General features: G+C 37.4%; 13 protein-coding genes. All 13 read left to right on the forward strand.

Translation table 11 applies throughout. The features are described from left to right. Nucleotides 1-54 precede the first annotated feature (54 nt). The 13 genes from QNH29_RS02820 (at nt 55) to QNH29_RS02880 (ending at nt 18,525) form a co-directional block, all read left to right on the forward strand. Nucleotides 55-627, forward strand: a complete 573-nt coding sequence (locus QNH29_RS02820; RefSeq protein ID WP_283863350.1) for a TetR/AcrR family transcriptional regulator — start codon at nt 55-57, stop codon at nt 625-627. A gap of 113 nt (nt 628-740) precedes the next feature. Beyond that, entirely contained in the window at nt 741-2,846 is a 2,106-nt protein-coding gene (locus tag QNH29_RS02825; protein WP_283863351.1) for an MMPL family transporter, read from the forward strand. A gap of 149 nt (nt 2,847-2,995) precedes the next feature. Next, entirely contained in the window at nt 2,996-4,621 is a 1,626-nt protein-coding gene (locus QNH29_RS02830; protein ID WP_283863352.1) for an ATP-binding protein, read from the forward strand. A gap of 362 nt (nt 4,622-4,983) precedes the next feature. Continuing rightward, nucleotides 4,984-6,420, forward strand: a complete 1,437-nt coding sequence (locus QNH29_RS02835; protein WP_283863353.1) for a GntP family permease — start codon at nt 4,984-4,986, stop codon at nt 6,418-6,420. 52 nt (nt 6,421-6,472) lie between these two features. After that, nucleotides 6,473-7,249 (forward strand): 3-hydroxybutyrate dehydrogenase, encoded by a 777-nt coding sequence (locus QNH29_RS02840; RefSeq protein ID WP_283863354.1) that lies wholly within the window; start codon nt 6,473-6,475, stop codon nt 7,247-7,249. 112 nt (nt 7,250-7,361) lie between these two features. Next, nucleotides 7,362-8,774 (forward strand): sigma-54 interaction domain-containing protein, encoded by a 1,413-nt coding sequence (locus tag QNH29_RS02845; protein WP_283863355.1) that lies wholly within the window; start codon nt 7,362-7,364, stop codon nt 8,772-8,774. Nucleotides 8,775-9,005: 231 nt separating this feature from the next. Next, a complete protein-coding gene (locus QNH29_RS02850; RefSeq protein WP_481858814.1) occupies nt 9,006-9,581 on the forward strand; it encodes a YesL family protein in 576 nt (191 codons plus the stop codon). Nucleotides 9,582-9,683: 102 nt separating this feature from the next. Next, complete coding sequence (locus tag QNH29_RS02855) at nt 9,684-11,036, forward strand: ABC transporter substrate-binding protein (RefSeq protein WP_283863357.1); 1,353 nt, start codon at nt 9,684-9,686, stop codon at nt 11,034-11,036. Between the two features lie 95 nt (nt 11,037-11,131). Then, nucleotides 11,132-12,964 (forward strand): sensor histidine kinase, encoded by a 1,833-nt coding sequence (locus QNH29_RS02860; RefSeq protein ID WP_283863358.1) that lies wholly within the window; start codon nt 11,132-11,134, stop codon nt 12,962-12,964. Then, nucleotides 12,942-14,555, forward strand: coding sequence for a response regulator transcription factor (locus QNH29_RS02865; protein WP_283863359.1), 1,614 nt, complete (start codon nt 12,942-12,944; stop codon nt 14,553-14,555). The genes QNH29_RS02860 and QNH29_RS02865 overlap by 23 nt, the downstream gene beginning before the upstream one ends. Before the next feature lie 359 nt (nt 14,556-14,914). Further along, entirely contained in the window at nt 14,915-15,853 is a 939-nt protein-coding gene (locus QNH29_RS02870; RefSeq protein WP_283863360.1) for a carbohydrate ABC transporter permease, read from the forward strand. A 12-nt stretch (nt 15,854-15,865) separates the two neighbouring features. Then, entirely contained in the window at nt 15,866-16,699 is an 834-nt protein-coding gene (locus QNH29_RS02875; protein WP_034673489.1) for a carbohydrate ABC transporter permease, read from the forward strand. A gap of 14 nt (nt 16,700-16,713) precedes the next feature. Beyond that, nucleotides 16,714-18,525, forward strand: coding sequence for a heparinase II/III family protein (locus QNH29_RS02880; RefSeq protein WP_283863361.1), 1,812 nt, complete (start codon nt 16,714-16,716; stop codon nt 18,523-18,525). Nucleotides 18,526-18,529 lie beyond the last annotated feature (4 nt).

An 18,529-nucleotide genomic window follows, 5' to 3' on the forward strand; every position in this document is an offset into this window, starting at 1 on the left:
AATTTTTGTCAATATGGTATACTATTGTCACATAGTATTTTTGGGGGTGAATGGATGGCTCGTGAACGGAAATTTAATACAGTGGAGTTATTTCAGGAGGCAAAGCACCTTCTCCTTCAGCATGGATACGACGGATTTACCTTCAGTCTTTTGGCGGATCGGATGGAAATTTCAAGAGCTGCTTTATATAAATACTACGACAATAAAGAAAATTTAATTACAGACTTCATGATATACGAAATGGAAGATTTTCTTCATGACTTAAAAGAAATTGATAAACTTGAAGGCTTTGAACAACAATTCGACTTCCTAATCGATGTTATTTTTAAAAAAACAGAGTTACATGAATTAATCAAAGCCGCCCAGCACGTTATGGACAGAACGGAGGCAGCCTTCACAAATAAAGAAAAGCTGAAAAAGCTGCCTCTAGATATGTATAAATTTTTACAAAGATTCATCCTGCTAGGGAAGGATGAAGGAAAATTAAAAAGCCATATTCCTGATGGATTGATTATAGGATTTATTCTTCAAACAGTAGCTATTCCCAACCATTTTGGAATCCCAAAGGCAGAATGGATTCATTCTATAAAGGAAATTATTACTCAAGGAATGTTCATAAATAAGTAATTGACACAAGTGTCACTTTGAAAGATAATAAAAGTGTTATTGTGTGTCAATTATTTTTTAGTCAAAGTTACACTTGTGTTACTTTGAAATTATAGGAAAAGGAGAACGAAAGCATGAATTCATTCTTACGGCCGATAACAGACCGTGTTACCTCAAAAAAGGGAATGTGGATGACGCTTGGAATCTGGCTTTTAGTAACGATACTGCTGTCTGTCTTTGCTCCAAGTGCTAAGGAATACGAGGTCTCAAGCATTGACACTATTCCTGCGGATGCAAAATCTATCATTGCTGAAAATAAGGTCGACAAGTATTTTAAAAATAATGAAGGAATACCAGCCATATTGGTTTTCCAATCTGATGATAATAAAGTGGAAATATCGGATTTAAGTTCAATATTTGGAAAGTTTGATCAAGTAGAAGGAATAAAAGAATATGTTCCTTTAACAAATTTGCCGCCACAAGCTACTGCAAGTTTTTTCTCTAAAGACCAGAGTACTTTGATTCTGCCATTAACGTTTGAAGCCGAATTAGAGTCAAAGGAGATTAGAACAGCACTTGAGGAAATCGATGAAATTGTTAAGGGAAATTCGGACTTAACGTTATATACTACCGGTCCTGCAGGAATCGCAGTCGATACTCTCGATCTCTTTTCCCGTGCTGACTTAGTGTTATTATTTTCAACTGTAGGCTTAATCTTAATCTTATTAATCGTCATTTATCGATCACCACTATTAGCTCTAATTCCGCTGTTTGCAGCAGGATTTGTCTACCAAGTTGTAAATCAGATATTAGGTTTGATGGGGAAGGCTGGATTACTGATTAGCGGTCAAACTTTTTCAATTATGACGATTCTTTTGTTTGCAGCAGTCATTGATTATTCCCTATTTGTTTTCTCACGTTACCGTGAAGAATTGAAAAGAAATGATAGCAAATACGATGCGATGAAACATGCAATGAGAGAAACTGGATTGCCAGTTTTCTTCTCAGGGGGGACCGTGTTAGCGGCCATGCTGGTCCTATTCTTTGCGGAATTTGGAGACTATCGTAACTTTGCACCGGTGTTTGCAGCAGCAATGCTTATAATTATGCTTGCTTCCATTACCCTTGTACCCGCCTTGTTTACTTTTTTTGGCAGAAAATCCTTCTGGCCTAAGATTCCAAGAGTGGGTGAGGAAACAGTTAAATCCAGTTCTGCTTGGAGTAAAATCGGAAAATTTGTCGTTAAAAAACCAGTGGCATCAGCTTCCGTGATTGGTATCATCCTGCTGGTATCAGCCCTTAACATGCTAAATTTGAAATATGAATTCGATACGATTAAGTCGTTCCCAAAGGATATGCCTTCAAGACAAGGCTATGAAATTTTAGAAGAAAAGTTTGAAAAAGGTGATCTTGCTGCAACGACAGTATTGTTTGAAGCGAAAGAACCGATTACACCTGAACAGCAAACAGCATTACTCGAAACGCTTGCAGACCAAAATCTAGTCAGCAATGTTCGTCCGAACGGCACCACATCAGATAACAAGGTAATCCAATATAGTCTAACATTTGAGGAAAGTCCCTATGCGGTAGAAACCATGGATGCATTGGAGAAAATGCGAGATAATGCAGAAAAATTTGCGGCAGAAAGTAATGTGGATGGAGAGCTGCATTTTGCAGGAGAAACAGCCAAAAAAGTGGATGACCGTGCAACGAATGACAGGGACTTAATTGTTATCGTGCTGCTTGAATCACTCTTGATATTTGTGATGTTGATTATTATGACAAAATCATTTAAAATGCCAATCTATATGATGGGAACCATTCTGGTTTCCTTCCTGGCAGCAGTCGGCCTAGGGATGTTCTTAAGCAATCTCTTCTTTGATATTGACACCATCAGTAACCGTGTGCCGCTCTATTCATTTGTCTTTTTAGTGGCACTTGGCATTGATTATAATATCATTCTCATTTCGCGGTTTATGGAAGAAAGGAAAAAGCACCCTGTGAAAAAGGCAGTAGAAATTGCTGTTGCCAATACAGGCGGTGTAATCTCATCCGCCGGAATCATTCTAGCAGCAACCTTTGCGGTATTGATGACACAGCCGATTCAATTATTGTTTGTATTTGGCTTCATTGTCGCAGTAGGAATTTTATTAGATACGTTCTTAATTAGAGGTATTCTATTACCAGCATTAATTGTACTATTTGAAAAGGAGAAATCTGCTGTAGAAAAAGGTATTTAACACTAGTAATTACAAAGAAGAAGTACCGTAGCTGGTACTTCTTTTTTGCTGGTATAATCCCCCATGAAAAATAAATTATTGCATATGGTAATAGAGAAAATTCTAGTTTATGATAGAGTGAAAAGTATGATTTTTTGGGTGGGAGTTCATTGTTCTTAATAGATTACATAATAAATCTGTCTATTTTTTCACTCTTGGTTACTATCCCATTAGTAATACGTTCTTTAATTAATCATAAACCCGTAAAAAATTTCCACCTCTGGGCTGGCTGTTATGGAGGAATTGTTTCCGTTATTCTTATTGTGCTGGCCATACAGGAACAGGGGTACACTTACGATATTCGTTATGCACCTGTCATTCTTGTATTTGCCTACTTGGGTCCAATTGCTGGAATGATAACAGGGGCCTTTGGGTTATTAGCACGACTGCTGTCAAACGGGCATTGGGAGACAGCCACTACGGGCTGGTCATTCATGATGATAGGTTTCTCCTTTATCCATATATATATTAAACAGCTTTCATCGATAAAAAGGACCCTTATTTTCTCGGGGGCTTATTTAATCATTTATACTCTTACCGTACCGATTTATTTTAACGTAATGAGGGATCAACCATTTTTCCATTTCCAATATTTACTCTTTGTTATTCTTGGCGTAATCATGGGGATATTGCTGATCGAATCCTATTTAAAGCTATATAGATTGAATCATAGATTAACAGATATGTATAAAATGGTTGAAGCAAGTGAATCAAAGTACAGGCTGATTGCTGAAAATACATCGGACTTAATAATGGTCATGGATAAAGACCATAATCTAACTTATTTCTCACCGTCACATGAAATGGTTTTAGGTTATCAATCCGATGAATTGGAAGCGGTTAAAATATGCAAATTTATTCACCCTGAAGATGTTGAGATGTTTAAGAATACAATTGACGGAATGTTTAATCATAAAGAGATGAAATCCATTGAATTTAGTCTCCAGCATAAACAAGGTCAATGGATTGAATTTGAGTCCAGGTGTGTACCTGTAGATGGCGATAACGGTGAGGTTGAACATATTGTAATTATCAGCCGTGATATTTCTGAACGGAAAAAAGCAGAAGAAATTCTACTGCAATCTGAAAAACTATCGATTGTCGGTGAGTTAGCGGCAGGTGTTGCCCATGAAATCCGTAATCCTCTAACTACGATAAAAGGCTTTATACAGTTATTTAAATGGGAAAATGGTGCTGACGAAATAAATGACCTGCTCCTAAGTGAGCTTGGACGAATCGAAACGATTACGAGTGAAATGCTTACCTTAGGAAAACCACAGGCTGTTCAGCTTCATCGGATGAATTTAAGAGAGCTAGTTGAGAATACCCTTGAACTTCTGTCTCCGCAGGCGCATATGGAAAATATTCAATTTAATACATATGTCGAGGAAGGGGAGTTTTTTATAACAGGTGAGAAGAATCAACTAAAGCAGGTTTTCCTTAATGTTCTCAAGAATGCATTCGAGTCAATGCATGATGGAGGGATTATTCACATTAACCTATATAAAGGTGAAAAGGGTCAATGTGTTCTTTCTGTTAAGGATGAAGGTTGTGGGATACCTGAAGAAATATTACCTCGGCTGGGTGAACCTTTCTATACATTAAAAGAAAAAGGAACCGGACTTGGATTAATGATCTGTAATAAAATTATAAAACAGCACCATGGAACTATTACGTACCAAAGTAAAGCACAACAGGGTACATTAGTTGAAATTAAATTACCATTGGCAAATTAAATGAGAAAAGCACTTTCCTAGATGGAAGGTGCTTCTCTTTTTTATGTTGTACTTCAGGTACAGGGTGTAACTAAAAATAACTGATTCCGGAAATACGGAAATTTCCGGAAATACGGAATCTATAATACTTATTTTTTCCGCAAATCCGGAAAAACACAACCAATTAAAGGTACAGTTTTTATGGTAATCAACTAACTTATAGTATTAACTAGTATAATAAGTAGAAAGATTGCTACTATTTAGAAAATAATAAATAAAGTTGGCATGGAACTTGCATTTATTAAAGCGTAAGCATCAAATGAAAACGCTTACGAAGGGGTATTTAGTTTGAATCTTGTAAAAAAAGGTATAGGGGGATTTAAATGGATCTAATTGTTATTCTTCTGGCGCTCGGACTGTTAATGTTCGCCGCCTACCGTGGTTTTTCTGTTATCTTATTCGCACCGCTTTGTGCCATTTTAGCAGTTCTATTTATTGAGCCGCTTCAAGTTTTACCATTTTTCTCCGGTGTATTCATGGAAAAGATGGTCGGATTCATCAAATCCTACTTCCCAGTTTTCTTATTAGGAGCCATCTTTGGGAAAGTAGTTGAAATGTCAGGAATCGCTGAATCTATTGCGAAGACGATTGTTCGTATGCTTGGTGCAAAACGTGCCATGTTAACGATCGTATTATTGGGTGCAATCTTAACGTACAGCGGTGTAAGTTTATTCGTAGCCGTATTTGCCATTTATCCGTTTGCTGCGCAAATGTTTAGAGAAGCCAATATTCCAAAAAGACTTATTCCAGGAACGATTGCTCTTGGTGCATTTACATTCACTATGGACGCCTTACCGGGAACACCGCAAATTCAGAACGTAATTCCCATTGCTTTCTTTAAAACAGATATTTATGCTGCTCCAATTCTTGGTATCATCGGAGCTATTTTCGTTTTAACCCTTGGATTATGGTATTTGGAAACGAGAAGGAAAAAGGCAGAAAGAGCTGGGGAAGGCTATTACGGCTTCGGTGCTGAGAATGCCGCTGCCTTAGAAAAGGAAAGATTAACAGAAAAAGAAGAAGTTGTTCCAGATTTAACTTCTAATCAGTCTGTTTTAAGACAAGTTTTAGCATTTGTTCCACTTATTCTTGTAGGTGTTACCAATAAACTATTTATTACGTTTATACCTAAATGGTATCCAAATGGGTTTGATTTTAAAGCGTTAGGTTTACCATACACCATTGACGTTACTGCAAGTGCTGCAATTTGGGCAATTGAGATGGCATTAGTTGTCGGTATTATTTCTTCTCTTTTATACGATTGGAAACGAGTGTCAAATAAATTCAAAGAAGGTATCAACCAAAGTATTGGCGGTTCATTACTTGCAACCATGAATACTGGTGCTGAATATGGATTTGGCGGTGTTATTGCTGCACTTCCTGGCTTTGCAAAAATTAGTGATGGAATCTCTACTACATTCACAAACCCGCTGGTAAATGGTGCAGTTACAACTAGTACTCTTGCAGGTGTTACGGGCTCTGCGTCAGGCGGTATGGGGATTGCACTTGGAGCCATGGCAGATAAATACAATCAGGCCATAGCTGCAGCTAACATTCCGCCTGAAGTTATGCACCGTGTTGTTGCGATGGCGTCAGGCGGTATGGATACACTGCCGCACAATGGTGCTGTCATTACCCTTTTAGCGGTTACAGGATTAACTCATAAACAATCCTACCGTGATATTTTTGCGATTACAATCATTAAAACAGTAGCTGTTTTCTTCGTTATTGCGATCTATACGTTTCTAGGTCTTGTGTAAAACTTAGAAACATACGATAGATTAGTAATTAGTTATTATAGGAGGATCCAACATGTTAGTAGGAAAGGTAGCTTTTATTACTGGGTCTGCCAGTGGGATTGGGTTAGAGATCGCTAAGACTTTTGCCCAAGAGGGAGCAAAAGTGGTCATCTCTGATTTGAATAAAGAAAAAAGTGATAGTGTTGCAAATGATCTAAGAGAAGAAGGGTATGAAGCATTTTCTGCTCCTTGTGATGTCACGGACGAGGAAGCATTCAAGAAAGCGCTAGAATCTGCACATGGAAGATTTGGAAGAATAGATATTTTAGTCAATAATGCGGGACTTCAGTATGTTTCACCGATTGAGGAATTCCCTACTGAAAAATTTGAGTTATTAATCAAGGTGATGCTGACGGCTCCATTTATTGGTATTAAACATGTATTCCCTATTATGAAACAACAGGGATTTGGAAGGGTCATCAATATGGCATCGATTAACGGAGTGATTGGTTTTGCCGGTAAGGCTGCCTACAATAGTGCGAAGCACGGAGTGATTGGATTAACCAAGGTTGCGGCGTTAGAAGGTGCGCAGCATGGAATCACTGTAAATGCTTTATGCCCTGGTTATGTGGATACACCACTCGTTAGAAACCAGCTAAAAGACTTGTCTATCACAAGAAATGTCAGTCTCGAACGTGTTATCGATGATGTTCTGCTTACACTAGTACCTCAAAAGAGGCTGCTCGCGGTATCTGAAATTGCTGATTACGCTGCTTTCTTGGCGAGTGATAAGGCAAGAGGAGTTACAGGTCAAGCTGTTATCCTTGATGGCGGTTATACTGTCCAATAACGAAAAGAGATCCTGCTCGGTTTACCGAACAGGATTCTTTTATCCTAACTTAGTGAATAACACAGCCTCTTTGATATAATGAACATAAACAAATATACCAAGGTGAAAAGATATGAAACTAGGAACGGGAAAAATTCCACATCATTGGATTGAAGAAATTATAAACCTTGCAGGTGAACGAATTGTTGTTGTAAACCGTGAGGGTATTATACTTTATATCAATGCAGCTTATTGTGAATTTCTAGGCACCACGGTTGAAAAATCTATAGGCAAGCATGTTCAAGATGTAATTGAGAACTCAAGGATGCATATCGTAGCCAAAACCGGACAAAAAGAACTGGCATCCATACAGCCCATTAACGGCAGTGAAATGATTGCCAACCGATATCCTCTTATTATTGATGGTGAATTAGTAGGAGCTGTCGGAACGGTCATGTTCCGCAATCCCGAGGATTGGTTATTGTACAAAAATAAAATACAGCATCTCGTTGAAGAGGTAAATTATTATAAAACAAAAGCTGAAAAACATAGTAAAAGCAAATATTACTTCAGTAACCTCATTGGAAATAGTCCAGCTTTTTTAGGTGTGAAAAAATTAGCTGAAAGAATTTCCGGCAGTCAATCAGCCGTTTTAATACTTGGAGAATCAGGTACAGGTAAGGAATTGTTTGCGTCTGCTATTCATAATAACAGTACGCGTGCCGACTACCCTTTCGTGCCAATCAATTGTGCGTCTATTCCAGAACATTTACTTGAATCGGAACTTTTTGGTTATGATGAAGGTGCCTTTACTGGTGCTAAAAAGGGTGGAAAGAAAGGTCATTTTCAACTAGCGAATCGTGGAACGATTTTCCTTGATGAAATCGGTGATATGCCGCTCGCAATGCAAAGTAAACTTCTAAGAGTTTTACAGGAACGCGAAATACTGCCAGTCGGCGGTCAAAAATCAATTGCAGTAGATGTTCGCATTATTGCGGCAACACATCGGAATTTAGAGAAAATGGTGGAAGAAGGCACATTTCGCCAAGATTTATATTACCGGTTAAATGTGATTAAAATTGAAATCCCCCCGCTTAGAGAGCGGAAAGGCGATGTCGAGTTAATAGCCAACAATCTATTAGAAAAGTTGGAAAGAAAATTCTATCGTAATGGTATTAAACTGTCGGCTGAAGTAATAGAGAGACTTAATCAGCATAAGTGGCAGGGGAATATACGAGAACTCGAGAATGTTCTAGAAAGATCGATTAACGTTTTAGACGGTGATACAGTAGAAGTGACACACCTGCCATTATATTTACGCGATCAGGAAACAGTAAGTATTTCTAAAAAGACCAGTGAGAAAAAATCAGAAGACGCACCTGATTTTCCTGTTCAGTCCTTAAAAGAAACACTTGCAAAAGTAGAGAAACAAGCCATTTTACATGCACTGTCCGTTACCAATGGGAATAAGCAGGAAGCGGCAAAACTGCTTGAAATAGGTAAAACAAGATTTTACGAGAAATGCAAAATATATGATATTCATTAATTTGAAGGGCAGTTTCCACGTGGGAGGCTGCTTTTTTATTATGGTTACTAATAAGATGTAAAGAATTTCGCAAAAATGGTCAAAAAAGTGTTTAAACAGATCAAATTTTTTCTATTAGACTATAAGAAATGTGAAAGTGAAATTAAAAGGAGGAGAATATTAGGAATGGAATCATCAGAATGGATGGGAAGATTCTATGGAATTTGTCAATGGATTACCAGACTGGCATTTATTAACCTTTTATGGCTGTTATTTATGGTCGTTGGTATTTTTATATTTGGGGCAGCCCCTTCCACAGTAGCCATGTTCACAATCATTCGAAAATGGCTAAGAGGAGAAACGGACATACCAATATTCTCATGCTTCTGGGAAACCTATAAAAAAGAGTTTTGGAATGCAAATCGCCTTGGCTTTATCCTGCTGGGAATTAGTATTGTCTTATTCTTAGATTGGCGCCTAATCAGCTCATTACAAGGATCATTGTATCCCGTTTTAATGGGGTGTTTAATAGGTGTTGTTCTTCTATTTTTGACTGTTTTGTTATTTATTTTCCCGGTGTATGTTCAATTTGAATACAAAACGCTGCACTATATTAAAGCAGCTTTTTTGCTCGGGGTTTCTTATCCTCTCTATACAATGGTAATGATATCTGCAGCAATTTGTGTTTTTACCATCAGTATTTTTTTCAATGGCGTGGGTATCCTCTTTTTTGGAAGCGGATTAAGTTATGTGCTAATGTATATTTCTAATTTATTATTTAGTAAAATAGCTAAAGATTTTACTGTAGTAGTCAAAAAAGTATTATAATGAGTAAATTTATTGGTATTAGTTATAAATTTGAATTTGTTAAACTTTCATTGTAAGGGTTTTCAAATAATTGATAGGTAAAAACATTGAGGGGGAAAGGGAATGAAGAGAAAGATTTGGTCGCTATTAATCTTTACTATGCTATTTTGTTTAGTCCTTGCTGGCTGTTCCGGCGGCGGAAGTGAGGAAAAAGCCTCGTCAGAACCAAAAAAGGACGAAAAGGTTACTATCAAATTCCACACTCATGGAAATGAAGCATCCTACAACTGGAAAAGCACTATCGCAGCATTTGAAGAAAAGTACCCTAACATCAAAGTAGAATTAGTCATCCTCAGTGAAAAGGGAGATACACAAGAAGCACTTAAAAAGCTAGATTTAGCAGCAGCTTCTGGAGAACAATTAGACGTTCTTATGTTCAGTGACCCAGCAAGTTATGCACAACGTGTAAGCATGGGCATGGTAGCACCAATCGATGAGTTTATAAAAGAAGAAGGTTACAAAGTAACAGAAGAGTATAAAGTTGATACACAGATTGATGGAAAGTATTACGCTTTACCTGGAAAGTTTAACCCGTGGTATGTTCTACTTAATAAGAACCATTTAACGGAAGCAGGTCTTGAGGTGCCAAAAGATTGGACATGGGATGAATTTGCAGAATATGCAAAGGCTATGACAACGAAAGAACATTATGGAACATACTTCCACGGACCACAAGGCGGCGGCTGGATGGAGTTCATGAAGCTTGCGCTTGCTAGCGAAGCAGATAATACAGAATTCACAACTGCTGATGGTAAATCAAATCTTGATAACCCATTATTCAAGAAGACACTTGAACTAAGAGTACAAATGGAAAAAGAAGACAAGTCTTCTGTTCCATACACTGATATCTTATCTCAAAAGCTTCATTACCGTAACCAATTCTTTGGTCAAGATGCAAGTTCAATCTTAATCGGAAGCTGGATGAATACGGAACTTGGCGGTACTGACCAGTTCCCATTAGAATTTGATGTCGCTGTTGCTCCGTATCCAAAAAATGAGAGCGGTGATGAGGGCGGTTATACACCTGTAACAACAGACTTTATGTCAGTTGCAAACACTTCTGAAAATAAAGAAGCTGCTTATACATTCGTTCGCTGGTATACAACAGAAGGACAGATTGTTCAAGGTAAGAATATTCCATCATGGAGCAAAGTGAGTGAAGATGAGTTAACTGGTATCATTGATAAGATTCTTAGCGGAACAAAGAACCCTGAAAAGGTCGATAAAGATTCTCTTGTAAATGTTTTATCAAATGCCAAGTCATCTAAAATCATTTCACCGGTTTCATATCAATCTGAACTTTATAAAGTTATCAATGAAGAATATGAAAAGCTTATCTTTGGTGAGCAGGATATCGATGCAACCATCAAAGCTTCTCAAGAAAGATTTAAGGAAATTATTGACAGCAACAAATAGTATGGACATTATTACAGAATAATAGAATAATTGATAAAAAAAGGGGTTGTAATTGCTTACAACCCCATCTTTCTATTAAAAAGGTTGGTCTGCATATGAGAGAGGGTAAAAAGCGTATGTTCGAACCCCGTTCGTTTCGATTTAAGGTAATTTTTATTTCTATCATTTGTTTAATTATACCTGCAGTCATTTCCTTATCTATCTATAACTACTTAACAAAAGATACGCTGAAGGACCAGGCACTGACAAATGCTAATAGAGAGCTTACGATTGCAAATGAGTATGTCGAAAAGCTGTTAGAAGATATGCTCTACATTACCAACTTTGTTCAGCTTGACGCGGAAATGAATACCATTTTAAAGGAAAAAGCACAAGATAAGGCAGGAACGAACACTGATTATGAAAAATATATGGACGATAGTAAAATCAATAAAACCATTGAAAATATCACACTTGTAGGAGAGAAATCTTATGTGACCATACTTCTAAAGAATGGTAAATCCTATAAAAATTACTCTACCTATGATTTCAATCCCAGCCAATTAGTAAGTGAAGATTGGTTTAAGAAGTTAAATACATTACAAGGATATGAATCGATTTGGATTGAGAGCAAGCCAACTATGTTTACGTCAGAGAAAAGGGACAATCCTTATCAAATCTCCGTAGCAAGAACATTAAGAGATCAGAATCAGGGGATTTATGGATATGTAATCGTTACGATAATGGAAAATAAGATTAACCAGATTTTTGAGAATATGAAGGGACATGAAGAAATGATGATTTTGAATTCATCAAATAAAATCCTTTCACATCGTGACCATGTAAAAATCGGTGAACAATTTAAATATAGCGAACAACTCAGAGAGAAAAATTCCTCGAATATTTTTGAGATATCAAATAAAGATTACTTAATTGCAGAACACGATATATCCTTTACGGGGTGGAAGCTTGTATCCCTCGTTCCTTATAAACAGGCTGTAAATCAAATTAATTCAATATTTAGTAAAGTGTTTACCGTTCAGATTGTTTCATTTACCATTTTTCTTATTCTAATGGCCTCCCTATTAAGAACGATTACAAAACCACTTGTTCATTTAGGGAAAATAGCAGAGGCGGTTAAACGCGGAAATCTAGCAATTCGTTCACGCCTCCGGAGCAGAGATGAGGTAGGCAGGCTTTCTGAATCTTTCGATCTTATGCTTGACCGCGTAAATGAAATGATTAAAGAAATTACACAGACCCAGGAAAGAAAAAGGAAAGCTGAACTAGATATGCTGCAGGCACAAATCAATCCACATTTCCTCTTTAATGTTCTTAATTCTATTCGCATGAAGGTATTAGTTAAAGGTGACCAGGAAAGTGCAAACATGATTAGTTCCTTGTCTAAGTTACTGAGAATGACCATTGATAAGAATAAAGAGATTATTAGCTTTCGTGAAGAAGTCCAGATTGTGCTGGATTATATTAACATTATGAATATGAGGCAAAAAGAACAAGTAAAGGTAGAAATCTCTGTACATGAAGAGGCAGATTCATTGAAGATTCCCCGCTTTATTCTGCAGCCGATTATTGAGAATTCCATTATCCACGGTCTGAATCAAAGTGCGGGAACGATTATACTTAGATCAGAATTAAGGGATGATCAACTATTCATTATTATTGAAGATAATGGCCAGGGAATGGACGAAGCTGCTTTAAGGCAATTAAATAGAAAGCTAGGCCAATCAATTGGTATGGAAGATAATGATAATAGAAACACCAAAGGATTTTCCTCTTTAGGGCTATCCAATGTATATGAACGAATGTTTATAACCTTTGGAGGAGCATTTCGAATGGATATAAAAAGTTTACCAGGGGAAGGCACAAAAGTGATATTGACGATTCATAAAGGGGGCAATAATTCTGATGTACAAAGTAATGCTAGTTGACGATGATTATCCAGTAATACAGCTGTTATCTGAGACGATCGAGTGGGAGCAGCTGGGTGTATCACTTCAAAGTACACACGAGAATGGTGCCAGTGCCTTTGAAAAAGCTATGAGTGAGATGCCTGATATTTTAATTACAGATATCGGTATGCCTAAAATGAATGGGATTGAACTAACCAAAAAGTTAAAAGACCAAAATCCAAATCTAAAGGTGGCTATATTATCCTGCCATGCTGATTTTGGATTTGCTCAGCAGGCATTAAAACTGCAAGTACAGGACTACTTAATCAAGGATACCTTTGACCCAAATGATTTCCGCAAGCTAATTAAAAAATTTAAGGATACACTCGATGAACAAAATAATAAAATGAACAAGCACCTCCAAATCCAGAATATGCTTAATCAAAACAAAGAAAGTGTAAAAGAAAGGTTCATTAAGAAGACGATTGAACAACCAGACATGAAGGAGATTAATTGGCTGCCAGAGGCCAAATCGTTAGGACTTCACGTAGACCAAAGCGCCTATATTGGCTCATTGGGTATGATACATAATTACAGTATAGTAAAAGCGTTGTATGTATCAGAGGATACCTTACATTTTGCGATTAATAATGTCGTGGCGGAGGAAATTGAGCGCTGCCATCCAGGTGCAGTTCATTTCCAATATGGTGTCAAGGAGCTATTTGTCTTTTTCCCTATTTCCTTAATATTAAAAAGGAGTGCTCTTTCTGAAGCGATTGAAAGCATGAAAAGGATTCAACATGCATTAAAACGCTCATTGAACATCTCACTTTCTTTTATAACAGGTGATGGCTGTACGAATTTACCAGAGTTTAAGCAGGAATTGGTCCAATTAATAAATTGCAGCCATCAGCGGTTCTATCTGAAACCCGGCTCAATTGTGGAACGGAAGGAACCTCAGGAAGCACCGACGGAAGACTTGTTTTCGAAGTATGATGAAGCCGCTGCGGAAATGAGAGAACTCATCATGCTTAGAGACGATGCAAGAATTGTTGAATATGTTACTAAATGGATTACCTTTCTTGAAGATAAACAATTCACACCAGAGTTAGTAAAGGATTGGGTGTTAAAATTATTATTAGATTTAAGGGTAAAGCTTCATGCCTTACAATTATTTCGCTCACAGCAAACCATTGACTATATGCATAATGAGATTTTTGAAATTCAATTTTTAGAGGATCTCAAGACGTGGCTGATTACTTATTTCAAGTCAATTTTATCCTTTGTAAAAGAGGTATATGAGCAAACAAAACGAAAAGAAATTCTCGACGCATTTAAATATGTGACGATGAATATTGAAAAGAAAATCACCCTTGATGAGGTTTCAAACCATCTATATTTAAATCCAAGCTATTTCAGCCGCTTATTTAAAAAAGAAGTGGGCGAGACATTTGTAGAATACGTAACAAAAATGAAAATTAACCGAGCAAAAGAATTACTCGAACAAACAACAGACTCAGTAGGAAAAATCTGCGAACGGCTCGGTTACGATAACCAAAGCTACTTTATCAAAATCTTCAAAAACTACGTCGGAGTGACACCGATTGAATACCGAGGCGGCAAGGCGTAGGTATTCCTAATAAATGTATAGATTTATCAAGTCCAGGCCATTGCGGTACTGGGCTTATTTATATTGGCTGTGTTAGATTGGGCCTGTTGATTTCCGCTCCAGGCACTTCGCTTTCCGCGGGCGTGCCGGGGAGCCTCCTCGGCGCTGAAGCGCCTGTGGGGTCTCCCCAGCCCCGTACTCCCGCAGGAGTCTTCGTGCCTTCCGCTCCAATCAACAGGGTGCAAAAATAATCTATTATCTATAACCCAGTCCATTTTTATAATAAGTCAAATTTGTAGTTATAAAGAGCAAAATACCGTTAAAAGAGAAATCTATCATTATTTTATAATAAAAATATACTAAAAATTGAGGTGAATCAAATGAGTGTGAAAACAGAACTCACCACACCCGTAAAGGTTGTAGAAAAAGAAGAAAAAATCACCAAAGAAAAAAGTGAAAATCTAACTGGTATTTTATTTGTATCCCCCATGCTCATAGGTGTTTCAGTCCTTGTTTTACTCCCCATCTTTGCAACATTTGCTTTAAGTTTCGCAGATTGGAGTTTCATTACCCCCCTCTCGCAGCTAAAGTGGGTTGGCTTTGATAACTTCACTAGATTATTTGAAGATACTGTTTTTCTAAAGTCACTGCGAAATAATGCCATTTTCGTCCTAACCGTACCAATATGTATGGCAATCTCATTATTGATAGCGGTAACAATTGACAGAAATGTATATTTAAAAGGTTTCTTCAAAGTAGCATTTTTCATGCCGTATATCTCAAGTGTTGTTGCGATTGCCGTTGTCTGGCAGGTCCTGTTTCATCCATCACAAGGTCCTATCAACCAAGTGTTAATGTCCTTAGGAATCGAAAATCCTCCATTGTGGATTGCAGATCCTAACTACGCACTTATTTCTATCATGATTATCCAAATTTGGATTTCAATTGGCTTTAATATGATTATTTATTTAGCAGGTCTACAATCCATTCCTAGAGATTTATATGAAGCGGCTGACATCGATGGCGCAAATGCTTGGGTAAAGTTTAGACATATTACGCTGCCAATGATTTCACCAACGTCGTTCTTCTTATTTATCACTGGTATTATATCTACCTTTAAGGTTTTTGACTTGATTGCTGTATTAACAAAGGGGGGACCGATGAACTCTACCTCCATGATTGTTTGGAATTTATATGATACCGCTTTCGTGAATCTGAAGATTGGCTACGCTTCTGCCATGGCTGTTGTCCTATTTATCGTTGTATTCGGAATTACGGTTTTCCAATGGATTGGACAGAAAAAATGGGTGAATTATTAAGGAGGGAAAACAATGGCAAATTCATTAATCATTAGAAAAAGTATTATAACGGTTATTATGCTCGTCTGCAGTGTGTTGTTCCTTCTGCCGTTTGTATGGATGCTCTCAACATCTTTTAAAATTGAAGCAGATGTTTTTAAATTTCCGATCCAATGGATTCCAGAAAGATGGAATGGATTTAAAAACTATCAAGAAGTATGGTTTGGGGACTATCCGTTTTACGTTTATTACTGGAATACAATTAAGGTAACGGTTATTACCACATGTGTTTCCGTTGTGGTTTCTGCTCTTGCTGCCTATGGTTTTTCTAAAGTAAAGTTTCCGTTCGGCAAATTCCTTTTTATGATCGTATTAGCAACATATATGGTTCCGCCGCAAGCAATTCTCGTTCCGCAATTTATTTTATTCCGTAAAATTGGCTTATTTGACAGCCACTTTGGACTAATCCTACTTGGAAGCTTTAGTGTATTAGGTACGTTTATGTTAAGACAATTTTTTATGAGTATTCATAATGATTATATTGAAGCAGCAAAAATTGATGGTGCCGGTCACTGGAGAATCTTTTGGTCTATCGCACTGCCAATTGTAAAGCCTGCTATAGCGACCTATGGAATTCTGCGTTTTATTTGGACATGGAATGATTATCAAAATCCACTGATTTTCTTACGTACGGATAGCTTATTAACCATTCAAATCGCCATGCAGAAATTCACGACGATTAATGGTGAGTTCTACTCCTTAATTATGGCTGCGGCTGTATCTGCCATTCTTCCTTTAGTTATCGTCTTTATTATCGGGCAAAAACAGGTTATTGAGGGGATTGCATTAGGAGGAGTAAAAGGGTAAGGAGGTAGGAATGATTGAAGAATTTGCTAGTTTCTGAGTCTCCGCTATTATTTTCAACCTCAGAAGAAAAAAACAAATGGTGGAGAAACGCTAGGATTAACCCTGATTTTAAACCCCTCATAGCTGAGGTAATAGAAGAGGGAGAGCGACTATTGCTGGAAACAGAACAAGAATTGTCCTATTCCTTGTTTAGGTTATTTACAGAAAGTGGCTCAAGGATTGAATTCGAAAAGGTATATTTCAAAAAAAGACACCGCCTAACTACCTTTGCTATCATGGTTTTGCTTGAACCGGAGAATAAGGAGTATGTACAGGCACTGGAAAATACGATTTGGTCCATTTGCAATGAGTATTCTTGGTGCCTGCCTGCCCATTTAAAATTCAGCTCAGAAACATCCACGACCATTAGCTGCTCACTTGATGGACCGGGTGTGGAAAACTATACGATTGATTTATTTGCAGCTGAAACAGCATTCGCTTTAGCTGAGATTCTCATGCTTACAGAAGACGTTTTAGATCCATTAATACGTAAGCGAATTTATGTGGAAGTCTATAAACGGGTCTTTTACCCATTTAAAACAACAAATTATGAATGGGAAACACAGGAACATAATTGGGCGGCTGTATGCGCAGGTTCCATTGGAGCGGCGGCGCTCCATTTAATCCGAGACCCAGGAGAGCTCGCCGCCATTTTAGGAAAAGTACTGCCAGCTTTGAAGTGTTATTTAAAAGGCTTTAGTGATGATGGCGTTTGCCGTGAAGGCTATGGTTATTGGCAATATGGTTTTGGTTACTACGTCTATTTTGCGGATTTAGTAAAAAAGAAAAGTGATGGGAAAATAGATTTATTTAAAGGTGAAAAGGTTCACCAAATCGCTTTGTTCCAACAAAGATGTTTTATGAATGAAGATAAAGTGGTTAACTTTTCGGACACAAATCCAACTGCTTCTGTTTATCTAGGTTTAAGTCATTATTTAAGCAAGGTTTACGCAGATTTTGAAATTCCGGAAAGAAAACTGCGTGCAAAATTTACCGCAGATCATTGTGGAAGATGGGCGCCGGCAATCCGAAACCTTCTCTGGTTTGATGAGACACTTCCTGATCAGCCATGGGGGAACGGAAGTAATTTTTTCAATGATTCACAATGGTTTATTTCAAGACACCAAACAACATCAGGACATTTCTCCTTTGCTGCAAAGGGCGGAAATAATAACGAACCACATAATCATAACGATATTGGCCATTTTATTCTGCAGGGAAACAGCGAAGTGTTTTTTAAAGATTTAGGCAGTGGTTTATATACGAAAGATTATTTTAGTGAAAAACGTTATACGTATTTATGTAATGGGTCGCAAGGGCATTCTGTTCCGATTATCAATCATCAATATCAGGGGGAAGGCTTGCCAAGGTATGCAAGAATCCTTCGTGCTGAAATAGGCAAAGAAATTGATATCTTTGAATTAGACATTGCAAAAGCCTATGAATTAGATACCCTCGAAGGATTAACTCGAAAGTTTACATGGATGAAAGGGAAATTACCAAAGCTGGTTCTGGAAGATCGCTATTCTTTTACGGAACAGCCTGTATCTATTATCGAAAGGTTGATTATTCCTTCTTTAACGATAACAGAAGAAGAAGATGAAGCGATTTTAGAAGGGGAACAGCGATTAAGAATCTTATATGACAGCAGATTGCTTTACTTGGAAGTAAAGCAATTAAATTTTATCAATCATTTTGGAAATATAGAAGAGCACTATGCGCTCGACTTTACCGTAGTAAACCCCGTTAAGAAGTGTAATGTTGAATTAATTTTCCAATTTGATTAGGGAG

The organism is Neobacillus sp. DY30, from assembly GCF_030123065.1.
Taxonomy (GTDB): Bacteria; Bacillota; Bacilli; order Bacillales; family Cytobacillaceae; genus Neobacillus.